The sequence below is a fragment of the Alteriqipengyuania sp. genome, from assembly GCF_964222115.1.
Taxonomy (GTDB): domain Bacteria; phylum Pseudomonadota; class Alphaproteobacteria; order Sphingomonadales; family Sphingomonadaceae; genus Alteriqipengyuania.
The window spans coordinates 1-9,860 of the sequence record NZ_CAXQBM010000026.1; the positions used below are offsets into that span (position 1 = coordinate 1).

Consider the following 9,860-nt stretch of genomic DNA (forward strand, 5'->3'; position numbering starts at 1 on the left):
GTATTGGCCGAGCAGGCCGGCTGGCGCGTGCTGTGTTGCGAGAGGGGGCGCGCACGACAGATCAACGCAGGTGTCGAGGCGGCGCAGGCCCCGCTGGCCTGCGTGGTCCATGCCGACAGTCTGCCGCCCGTGGATATGGTCGCGGTGATCCGCGAAACGCTCGCGGACAAACGCATCGCGCTTGCCAGCTTCACTCCGCTGATTACCGGCACAAGGACCCGCTGGCTTACCAGCGCACATAACTACATAAAGACTTGGTACGCGCCCCTCGTCACCCGCCCGCACCTGTTCTTTCGCGGCGTACGGCTGCTGTTCGGCGACCACGCGATGTTCTTCCGCCGCGAGGATTTCCTGAAGCTTGGCGGCTGCACGCCGGGCGATATGGTGATGGAAGAGGCGGACCTTTGCGTGAAGTTCGCGAGGCTCGGTCGCATCCGCATGGTGCCGCGCATCGTGCGTACCAGCGACCGGCGGATCGCGGCGTTGGGCCCTCTCAAAGCCAACTGGATCTACTTCAAGGTCGGTATTCTCTGGGCGGTCGGCCTGCGCGGTCGCATGGCGCGCGATTATCCGGACGTGCGCTAGCGCGTCAGCGCTCTGGCCGTGGGGAGGAAACCCTCGGCAATGCAGAACTCGATCAGACGTCGCAGATAGTGCTGGTCCGCCGGGGGCGACATGATGCCGGTGACTTCGCGAAAATGCGTATCGTCGAAGCGAGGATCGCGCTGGAAGTAGCTCGCATAAAGGGCCGAAACGCGCCCGTGCAGACGGCGTTCGAGTGGCGGCAGCGCTGCCGGGTCGAACGCGTCAGGGTCGACCAGCGTAGGCCCGTACAAGCCCTTCACACTGCCGATCCCGTTCGCGAAATCGGCCATCGGTAGTGGGGTGGACGCCACGAGATGGAACGTGCCGCCTCTCGCCTTCTCCCAGTTCTCTACCAAAGCCACGATCCCTCCGGCCACATGGTCGAGCGGCACGAAATTGAGCGTGGCGTCGGAGGCAGCAGGCACAAGCCTGATATGGCCTTCGGCGATCAGCTTGAAGGCCAGATAGATCGCGTCGAACTGACGAATTCGACCGCTCGCATACTCGCCCAGCGTAATCCCGGGCCGCGCGATCGCCCATTCCAGCCCGGACCCACGAACCAGCGCCTCGCCCGCCGCCTTGCTCGCCTCGTAGCCATTGGCGAACCCGCTTTCGGGCAAAGGCTCGCCTTCCATGATCGGCCCGTTGCGATTGCCGCAGACATAGGCCGTGCTGACATGCAGCAGCCCTGCCCCACCCGCTTGTGCCAGCGAGACGACATTTGCGGTGCCAGCCGTGTTAACCGCCGAATATTCCTCGTCGGTCAGATCGAACCGGATCGTCGCCGCGCAATGGATGACCAGATCGGTGTCGCGCGCCAGCCTTTCGAACGTCGCGTCATCGAGCCCGAGCCGCTGTTTGCGGATATCGCACCGCACTGTCTCGGCGACCGGAACGATCTCACCGTCATTGCCGCGCACTTCCGGGTTGCGATGGACGAGCGCGGTGACCTTGTGTCCCGCGCGCACCAGCCGCGCACAAACCTCGCCGCCGATCAGCCCGGCGGCCCCCGTCACGAGAATACCGCTCAACGAGCGTCGCTTTTCGAGCGAATTTTCCGCAAATCCATGAAACGTTTCGACCCTCGCAAACGGATGTGCCACACACAGCACGGGGGCCGCCTCGCACGCAAGCTTGGTTTCAGGGACAGGCATGAGATTTACCCATGACGTGATCGTGATCGGCGCCGGGGCTGCCGGATTGACGGCTGCCGGGGGCTGCGCGCTGTTCGGCCTGAAGGTCGCGCTGATTGAATCGCACGAGATGGGTGGCGAGTGCCTCAATAACGGCTGCGTGCCGTCCAAGGCGCTGATCGCGGCGGCGAAACGCGCTGCGGTAGCCAAGGAGCAGGATCGCTTCGGCATCCAGATGACCGCCGCGAAGGTGAGCTGGGACGGCGTTCACGCCCATGTCCACGATGCCATCGCCCAGATCGCCCCGCACGACAGCCAGGAACGCTTCGAGGAGATGGGGTGCGACGTCTATCGCGGGCACGCTTCGTTCGTCGGCAAGAAGAAGGTGCAAGTCGACGACGTGGTGCTCAAGGCGCCGCGCATCGTGATCGCAACCGGGTCGCAGCCCGCCATTCCGCCTATCGAGGGGATCGAGGACATCCCCTACCTCACCAACGAGAATATCTGGGATCTCGACCAGTTGCCCCAGCACCTCGTCATCATCGGCGGCGGCGTGATCGGGATGGAGATGGCGCAGAGTTTCCGGCGGCTCGGCAGCGAGGTCACGGTGATCGAGCCCGGCGAACTCATGGGCCGGGACGATCCGGAATCGGTCGCGGTGGTGGTCGACCAGATGAAATCCGAAGAGGTGATGTTCGTCACCGGCAAGGCCACGAAGGTCACTCCCGGCGCGCTCGGCAGCTTCACCGTGACGCTGGATGACGGGCAGGAAATCGCAGGGACGCACCTGCTGGTCGCGGTCGGTCGACAGGCGCGGATCGAAGGATTCGGGCTCGGCAAGATCGGCGTGCATACCGGACGCAACGGCATCCTCGTCGATGCGCGGCGACGCAGCAATCGCAAGCATATCTACGCCATCGGGGATTGCCGCGAAGGCCCGCGCCTTACGCATGTTGCGGGTTACGAGGGTTCCAACGTGGCGCTCGAAATCACGCTTGGGCTACCGACCAGGGTCGACTGGTCCGCCCTGCCCTGGTGCACCTACACCGACCCGGAAGTCGCGCAGATCGGCATGACCGAAGCACAGGCGCGCGAGGAATTCGGCGACAGGCTGACCGTGATTCGCGAAGGCTTCGATCATAATGAGCGTGCCATTGCGGAGGGCGATACGCGCGGCCACATCAAGGTGATGACGGCCGGAAAGAAAGTGGTGGGTGCCAGCATCGTCGGCAAAAATGCGGGCGAGCTGCTGCTGCCCTACACCCAGTTGATCACCGGCAAGGCGAGCACGTTTGCACTGGGTAGCGCGGTCATCGCCTACCCGACCCGCAGCGAAATTACGAAAGCAGCCGCATTCAGTGCCTGGGAGGGAACCGTGTTTGGCAAGGTCCCCACCGGTTACGCGAAGACGCGTGCTTGGTTTCGCCGGATGCGCCCGTTCTGATGACGTCGCGTTCCAAGAGCCGAAACGCGCCACAGGGACCCTCTCCCTTTGCGGTCGATGCGGCAACACTGCCCGAAGGCAAGTTCACCGATCCCGATACGACCGCAGACGGATCGCCGCGCGCCGAGGTCCCATTGCTGGAACTGGAGACCCTGTGGCTGTGCACCGGGACGCTGTGCAACCTCGCCTGTGCCACCTGCTACATCGAAAGCAGCCCGACCAACGACGCGCTGGTTTACCTCACCGCCGAACACGCAGCGCGCTATTTCGACGAGATCGAGCGCGATGGCTGGACCACGCGCGAAATCGGCTTCACCGGCGGCGAGCCTTTCATGAACCCGCATTTCATGGCGATGCTGGAAGATGCGCTCTCGCGCGGGTTCGAAGTGCTGGTGTTGTCCAATGCGATGACGCCGATGCGGCGCCATCAAGGGCAATTGCTCGCTTTGCGAGAAGCTTATGCTGACAAGCTCACGATTCGCGTGAGCCTCGATCACTATACGAAGAACGTGCACGAAGGAGAGCGCGGCAAGAACAGCTGGGACGCGGCAATTGGCGGACTCAAATGGCTGTCCGACAATGGTTTTTCCATCGCGGTCGCGGGCCGTCTGCTGCCCGGCGAAGGCATGGTCGCGGCGCGCGAGGGCTATGCCACGCTGTTCGCGAGCGAAAGCATCGCCATCGACACACTTGATCCCGCGCGTTGCGTGCTCTTCCCGGAGATGGACGAGAGCAAGGATGTTGCCGAAATTACATCAGCCTGCTGGGACATCCTCGGCAAATCGCCGGCAGACATCATGTGCGCCACCGGCCGCATGGTGGTCCACCGCAAGGGCGAGTCCGCTCCGCGCGTCGTCGCTTGCACGCTGATCCCCTATGACGGGGAATTCGACTTCGGCGAAACGCTGGCCGACGCGAATGTCTCAGTGAAGCTGAACCACCCGCACTGCGCGCGCTTTTGCGTACTCGGCGGCGCAAGCTGCTCCGCTTGAGCTAGCCCCCCGCCTTCACCTTCTGGCGGTAGGCGTGCAGGAGCGGCTCGGTATAGCCGCTGGGCTGTTCGCTCCCTTCGAAGATCAGCGCGCGCGCGGCCTGGAAGGCCATGCTTTTCGCAGGATCGTGGGCCATCGGTCGGTATGCCGGATCGGTCGCATTCTGTGCATCGACCTTGGCCGCCATCTCGAGCAGCACATCATCGACTTCCTGCGGGCTGACCACCCCGTGCTCCAGCCAGTTGGCGATATGCTGGCTGGAAATGCGCAGCGTCGCGCGATCTTCCATCAGGCCGATATCGTTGATGTCGGGCACCTTGGAGCAGCCGACACCCTGGTCGACCCAGCGCACGACATAACCGAGGATGCCTTGCGCGTTGTTTTCCAGCTCGGCGCGGATTTCCTCGGCAGGCCAGTTGGTGCCATCGGACAGCGGGATCGTCAGCAGGTCGGAAAGTGGTGCAATGCCCTCCTCCGCACGCTCTTCCTGCCGCGCAAACACATCGACCAGATGGTAATGCGTGGCGTGGAGCGTCGCCGCCGTGGGGGATGGCACCCACGCGGTGTTCGCAGCCGACATGGGATGGCCGATCTTCTCGGCCAGCATGTCCGCCATCCGGTCTGGCATGGCCCACATGCCCTTGCCGATCTGCGCCTTGCCCGAGAGACCGCAGGCGAGACCGACCTGGACGTTGCGATCCTCATACGCCGCGATCCACGGCGTTGCCTTCATCGCGCCCTTGCGCAGCATAGCGCCGCCGCGCATCGAGGTGTGGATCTCGTCACCGGTGCGATCGAGGAAGCCGGTGTTGATAAACATGATCCGGTCTTTCACCGCGTGGATACACGCCGCGAGATTGGCCGACGTGCGCCGTTCCTCGTCCATCACGCCGACCTTGATCGTATGCCTGGCGAGCCCGAGCATATCCTCCACCGCATCGAACAGGTCGTTGGTGAACTTGCATTCCTCCGGCCCGTGCATCTTGGGCTTCACGAGATAGATCGAGCCTTCGCGGCTATTGCTGAGCGAGCCGGTGCGCTTGAGGTCATGCCAAGCGATGGTCGCTGTAATGATCGCATCGAGGATGCCTTCGGGCGCCTCGTTGCCATCGGGCAGGATCACCGCGGGCGTGGTCATCAGGTGGCCAACATTGCGCGCCAGCAGCAGGCTGCGCCCCGGGAGGGTGAACGCCTCGCCCTCCAGATCGACATATTGCCGATCAGGGTTGAGGCGGCGGGTCATCGTCTCGCCACCCTTGGCAAAGGTCTCTTCCAAATCGCCTTTCATCAAACCGAGCCAGTTGGAATAGCCCAGCACCTTGTCCTCTGCATCGACCGCCGCGACCGAATCTTCGAAATCGCAGATGGTCGAAAGCGCGGCTTCCAGGATGATGTCCGCCACGCCGGCCTTGTCGGTCTTGCCGACGGGATGTGCGGGATCGATCACGATTTCGATATGCAGGCCATGATGGCGGATCAGCCAGTTATCGCCGCGTTTGCCAACAATCTGCGCACCATCCTTGAGGTTCGGCTGGCTGCCATCCCAGTTGCGCCAGAGCTGGTCTTCCAGCGGCACGGCACGGTCGAGGAACTGGCGACCCCAGTCGATCACCTGCGCGCCGCGTGTCTCGTCGTAGCCGCCGGGTTGCGGATTGCCGGGAATGGCATCGGTGCCGTAAAGCGCGTCGTACAGGCTGCCCCAGCGCGCATTGGCTGCGTTGAGCAGGAAGCGCGCGTTGAGCACGGGAACGACCAGCTGCGGTCCGGCGATCTGCGCCAGTTCCGGGTCGACATTGCGCGGCTCGACCGAAAACGCAGCGGGTTCGGGGACGAGGTAGCCAAGCCCGGTGAGGAACTCGGTATAGGCCTGCTGGTCGACAGGGGCCGGATTCTCACGATGCCATTCATCGATCTTGGCCTGCAGGGCTTCGCGCTTCTGCAACAGGTTGCGATTGATAGGCACGAACTGCTGAAAGATCGCTGCAGCACCGTTCCAGAAATCCTCCGGCCCAATGTCGAGCCCCGGCAAAACCTGTTGCTCGACGAAGTCGGCCAGTGCGTCCGCGACCTTCAGACCTGCCAGTTCGCGCATCCCCATCCCGTTTTCCTTGTGCTGTTTCGATTATATTGCGGTGCACCACGGGCTTGGCGTGCCCGGTGCGTCCAAGTCAATTGCCGATTCGGCAAGGATTGCCGGTCAGGCGCCGGCGAACCCCTCGCCAATCATCGTGCGAGGCTGCACGATCCGGTCATACTCGTCGGCGCTGATCTTGCCGCTCGCGACCGCCTCTTCGCGCAAGGTCGTGCCCTTGGCTGCGGCAGCCTCTGCAATATGCGCGGCTTCGATATAGCCGATTTCGGGCACCAGCGCCGTCACCAGCATCAGCGATTCCTCCAGCAGGTGGGCAATCCGGTTCCGATCGAGCTCGGTCCCTTCTACCGCATTGGTGCGGAAACTTGCGCATGCGTCGGCCAGCAGGCGAATCGAAGTGAGCACGTTGGCGGCGACGACCGGGCGCATCGCATTGAGCTGGAGATTACCCCAGCTGCCAGCCATGGCATTGGCGGTGTCGTGCCCGATGACCTGCATCGCGACCATCAGCAGCGCCTCGCTTTGGGTCGGGTTGACCTTGCCCGGCATGATCGAGGAGCCCGGCTCGTTCTCGGGCAGTTTCAGCTCGCCGATCCCGCAACGCGGTCCGCTCGCCAGCCAGCGCAGGTCTTCCGCGATCTTGATCAGCGCCACCGCCAGCCCGCGCAGGCTGGCAGAGAAACGCAGGATCGGGTCTAGCGTCGCCTGCGCGTAGAACTTGTTGGGCGCGGTTCGCACCGGCAAGCGGGTCTGACGTGCGATTTCGGCCGCCACATCCTCGGCAAAACCGGCGGGCGCATTGAGACCGGTCCCGACAGCCGTTCCGCCCAGCGCGATATCGAGCAGGCCATCACGGGCATGGTGCAGGTCGCCGATGGCCTTGCGCAGCGCTTCCGCCCACGCACTCCACTCCTGCCCGACCGATAGCGGCACCGCGTCCTGCAGATGCGTGCGGCCGATCTTGACCACATCCATCCAGCCCGATGCCTTGTGCTCGATCGCACCGGCCAGGCTCTCAAGCTCGGGCAATAGCCGCGCATCGAGCGCGCCGATGGCGGCCAGATGCATCGCGGTGGGAACGCTGTCGTTCGACGACTGGCTTTTGTTGACATCGTCATTGGGGGCGACGGGCTTTTGCGAACCCAGCTCGCCGCCCAGCAGCTGGATCGCCCGGTTGGCAATCACCTCGTTGACATTCATGTTGGTCTGGGTGCCCGATCCCGTCTGCCACACCAGCAGCGGGAAATGGTCGTCAAGCTCGCCTGCAACGAGTTCGTCGCACGCGAATGCGATTGCTGCGCTCTTATCCTCTTCCAGAAGGCCCGCACGTGTATTCACCAGCGCAGCAGCCTTCTTGATGTATCCGTACGCGCGGCACAGTTCGATCGGCATTCGCTCCTCACCGATCGCAAAGTGCTTGAGCGAGCGCGCGGTTTGCGCGCCCCAGTAGCGGTCGGCCGGGACCCGGACTTCGCCCATCGAATCGAATTCGACGCGTTCACCTTCGCTCTCGATACCGACCGGAATATCGCGGAATGTGCGCGTCTTATCGGTCACAAGGTTCCTTTCCGGTGCGTGGGTTGAGAACCTTTCGCAAGCCTGCCCGTTCCCAAATTTGCGCTGCAAAGCCCTTGAGAAATGCACGTCCCCATCGCTATGCCATGGTTCATGGGGGTGATGCGGCGAACCTGGCAGCGGATCTATTACGCCATCGCTATGCTGCGCTGGAGCGTGCTGATCGCCGTGATCGCGCTGCACGCGGTGATATCGTACATCGTGCTCGCAGCCACCGGCGAGACAGAGCTGATCAGCGATCTGTGGGTCTATTTCTATTACTACACCACCACTGCCACCACGGTCGGTTACGGCGATCTCAGCCCCCAGACCGAGGCGGGGCGTACGGCGGCCGCGATTATCATCCTGCCCGGTGCGATCGCACTGTTCACCGCGGTGCTCGGCAAGGCGGTGAGCGATATCGGCAACCAATGGAGGCGAGGTTTGGACGGCAAGGGCAATTACGCGAGCCGCCGGGATCACATCGTGGTGGTCGGCTGGCAGGAGCGCACGACGATGCGCCTGATCGAAACCCTGCTGGAAGAACGCACCTACGATGTGCGTCCGGTCCTGATGGCTGCGGCAGTGGAGGAAAATCCGATGCCGGAATCGATCGATTTCGTGTTCAGTGAGAGATTGTCGGATCTCGACAATTTCGCCCGCACAGGTGCGGCCGGTGCTCAATCGATCCTGATCCGCGGCGCAAATGACGACGATACGCTTGCGGCCACGCTTGCTGCGCGCGCCGCGGCGCCCGACGTGCACATTGTCGCGCATCTCGAGAACGAGGACACGGCACGATTGATCGAACACCAGATCGACAATATCGAGGTGTTTTCCTCGATCTCGGTCGACATGATGGTGCGCGCTGCCCACGATCCGGGCTCTTCACGCCTGGCGAACCTGATGTTCTCCTCCCGCACGGAGAGTACGGCATTTTCTCTGCAGGTGCCGACGGGCACGCCGCCGATCGCCTATCTCGACGCACTGGTTGCCTTGAAACGCTCGCACCGCATCACCCTGATCGAGATTAGCGAACAGGGCGGCAGGCATCTCGATCTCAATTGTGTCGGCGATCGAATGATCGAAGGCGGCGATACGCTGTTCTACATCGCGAACGAACGCCGCGAGCCAAACGAGCGCGAATGGCGCGAACTCTCGGCCCAACTCACCTGAAGATTGCGTGGCAAGTGCGATAACGCGCCTTGGCCACGCAGGACCGGCAGGTTGGCCGGCTCCGGGGGCATAGGCATGGACTTACACACGCCCCGCAATCGCCAAACTGCGCCCGCAGAAGACGTAAAAAAACCGCCTGCGGCAAGGCCGTGGCGGTCGATCAATCGGAGAACGGTGGTTGCGGGAGTTGGATTTGAACCAACGACCTTCAGGTTATGAGCCTGACGAGCTACCGGACTGCTCCATCCCGCGGCACCTATTTTCTGGCTTCAAGCGCCAGCGGCTGCATCCGCAGCCTCGGCTGTCCTCGCAAAAGCTCGGGCGGCCGGTCGGCCTTGCCTCACCCTTCGGGTTCGGTCCAGCCAAGGCGTCAGAGACGCCAAAAGGGCCGCCCTGGATGGGTCAGCCCTTCGACTTGTGAATGGGTTTGTTTCCCGCTGCCCGCAAGCTGCAATGCCTCGCGGCGACCTACTCTTCCAGTGCTTGAGCACTAGTACCATCGGCGCTGCCTGGTTTCACGGCCGAGTTCGAGATGGGATCGGGTGGGTCACAGGCGCTATGACCACGAAGCAATGAAGCTTGCGTGCGGCGGGCTATAATCGATGTTTTGGTATTCGAGGCGTCTATCCGGCTGGAAAATCCTTCCGATCGACGCAGACGCTACCAGCGAACTGGCAGGACTGTCGTTGATGGTGCGAATCCTCAAGCGCGACAAAGAACTATTAGGACCGGTTAGCTCCACACATTACTGCGCTTCCACACCCGGCCTATCAACGTGCTGGTCTAGCACGGTTCGAAGATACCTAATCTCAAGGGAGGCTTCCCGCTTAGATGCTTTCAGCGGTTATCCCGTCCATGCATAGCTACCATGCGGCACCCTTGGC

At 62.9% G+C, this 9,860-nt stretch carries 7 protein-coding genes, 1 tRNA gene and 2 rRNA genes; 4 read left to right on the top strand and 6 right to left on the bottom strand.

Annotated elements, in window-relative coordinates; all coding sequences use genetic code 11:
* A partial coding sequence (locus tag ACEQXE_RS04935; RefSeq protein WP_370177842.1) for a glycosyltransferase occupies positions 1–585 on the top strand: 585 nt, incomplete at its 5' end.
* Here the strand turns inward: ACEQXE_RS04935 and ACEQXE_RS04940 are convergent.
* Complete coding sequence (locus ACEQXE_RS04940) at positions 582–1,616, bottom strand: SDR family oxidoreductase (protein ID WP_370177843.1); 1,035 nt, start codon at positions 1,614–1,616, stop codon at positions 582–584. The genes ACEQXE_RS04935 and ACEQXE_RS04940 overlap by 4 nt on opposite strands.
* 121 nt (positions 1,617–1,737) lie before the next feature.
* Here ACEQXE_RS04940 and ACEQXE_RS04945 point away from each other — a divergent pair, with 121 nt between their 5' ends.
* Together ACEQXE_RS04945 and ACEQXE_RS04950 are read left to right on the top strand one after the other, a co-directional pair.
* The gene (locus ACEQXE_RS04945; protein WP_370177844.1) at positions 1,738–3,162 is read left to right on the top strand and encodes an NAD(P)/FAD-dependent oxidoreductase; all 1,425 of its coding nucleotides are present in this window, start codon (positions 1,738–1,740) and stop codon (positions 3,160–3,162) included.
* Positions 3,162–4,154 (top strand): radical SAM protein, encoded by a 993-nt coding sequence (locus tag ACEQXE_RS04950; RefSeq protein ID WP_370177845.1) that lies wholly within the window; start codon positions 3,162–3,164, stop codon positions 4,152–4,154. Before ACEQXE_RS04945 ends, ACEQXE_RS04950 begins: the two co-directional genes overlap by 1 nt.
* A gap of 1 nt (position 4,155) precedes the next feature.
* Here ACEQXE_RS04950 and ACEQXE_RS04955 read toward each other — a convergent pair whose 3' ends face one another.
* A complete protein-coding gene (locus ACEQXE_RS04955) occupies positions 4,156–6,246 on the bottom strand; it encodes a malate synthase G (RefSeq protein ID WP_370177848.1) in 2,091 nt (696 codons plus the stop codon).
* Between the two features lie 105 nt (positions 6,247–6,351).
* Positions 6,352–7,803, bottom strand: a complete 1,452-nt coding sequence (locus ACEQXE_RS04960) for a class II fumarate hydratase (protein ID WP_370177846.1) — start codon at positions 7,801–7,803, stop codon at positions 6,352–6,354.
* Positions 7,804–7,923: 120 nt separating this feature from the next.
* On the opposite strand from ACEQXE_RS04960, the gene ACEQXE_RS04965 reads away from it, so the two are divergent.
* The gene (locus ACEQXE_RS04965) at positions 7,924–8,976 is read left to right on the top strand and encodes an ion channel (protein WP_370177847.1); all 1,053 of its coding nucleotides are present in this window, start codon (positions 7,924–7,926) and stop codon (positions 8,974–8,976) included.
* A gap of 175 nt (positions 8,977–9,151) precedes the next feature.
* Here the strand turns inward: ACEQXE_RS04965 and ACEQXE_RS04970 are convergent.
* The 3 genes from ACEQXE_RS04970 to ACEQXE_RS04980 all read right to left on the bottom strand — a co-directional run.
* A tRNA-Met gene (locus tag ACEQXE_RS04970) sits at positions 9,152–9,228 on the bottom strand.
* Positions 9,229–9,431: 203 nt separating this feature from the next.
* Positions 9,432–9,546 (bottom strand): 5S ribosomal RNA (gene rrf, locus ACEQXE_RS04975).
* 132 nt (positions 9,547–9,678) lie between these two features.
* A 23S ribosomal RNA gene (locus tag ACEQXE_RS04980) occupies positions 9,679–9,860 on the bottom strand; the annotation flags it as partial.